Consider the following 1,089-nt stretch of genomic DNA (forward strand, 5'->3'; position numbering starts at 1 on the left):
GGTACAGCATCACCGACTGGTTGAAATGATGCGGGTCCGCAAAGGAGCTCTCGAAAAACCAATGCTGAATCGGCGTCAGTGCCGTTTCACCCGTTATTTCGCCTTGATCGATGGTACGTCCGATCGGTTTCACATGCAGGCTGAGCTGTGAGATAGTCGGATATTTGAACAAATCCCGGATTTCCAGTTTGTACCCGGCTTGATGAAGCCGCGAAGATACTTGAATGGACTTGATCGAGTCTCCGCCCAGCTCGAAGAAATGATCCGTTACCCCAACGCGATCGGCGTTCAATACCGCCTGCCACACATCGGCAAGCGTCCGCTCGGCTTCATTGCGGGGAGCTACGTACCCGCCGCTGGTCAGCGCGTTTCCTTCCGGGGCGGGCAAAGCCTTGCGGTCGATTTTGTCGTTCGGCGTGAGCGGCATCCGCGGAAGCTGAACAAAATGCGCCGGAATCATGTAATTCGGCAATTTTTGCGCCAGCGCGCTTCTCAGCTCGCCGAGCGTAAGCGGGCGGCCCGCGACCAGGTAAGCGCACAGTTCTTGCCCGCTTTTGCCTTCCCGCGCGATTACGATCGTCTCCTGCACGGAGTCGATCTTCAGAAGCTGCTCTTCAATCTCGCCGATCTCGATTCGGAATCCACGGATTTTCACCTGATGGTCAATCCGGCCCAAGTACTCAATATTTCCGTCCGGCAGCCAGCGGGCCAAGTCGCCCGTCCGGTACAGTCTCTCTCCGGGCTCAAACGGGTGTTCGATGAATTTCTCCGCCGTCAGATCCGGCCGGTTCCAATATCCCCGGGCGAGGCCGACGCCCGCGATGCATAATTCTCCCTCCACTCCGATAGGCGCCAGCTGATTCTGGGCGCCCAGTATATACAAGCGATGGTTCCAGATCGGACGTCCGATCGGTATCGCTCTGCGTTCGGTGTCATACGTAGACGCCGCCCACACGGATGTGGCGATCGAGGCTTCCGTCGGACCGTACGCGTTATAGTACTGTACCTTGTCTTTCCACTGCTGCACGAATTCGGCTGAAACGGCGGAGCCCGCCGTGATGAGCCTGCTCAGACTCGGCAGGGGGGCTG

At 58.0% G+C, this 1,089-nt stretch carries 1 protein-coding gene; it reads right to left on the bottom strand.

The window, feature by feature from the left end:
- Positions 1-1,089, bottom strand: a 1,089-nt coding sequence (locus L696_RS0110165; RefSeq protein ID WP_025683547.1) for an AMP-binding protein, incomplete at both ends; no start/stop codon positions are given.

This window comes from Paenibacillus maysiensis (assembly GCF_000520815.1).
GTDB classification, from domain to species: Bacteria; Bacillota; Bacilli; order Paenibacillales; family Paenibacillaceae; genus Paenibacillus; species Paenibacillus maysiensis.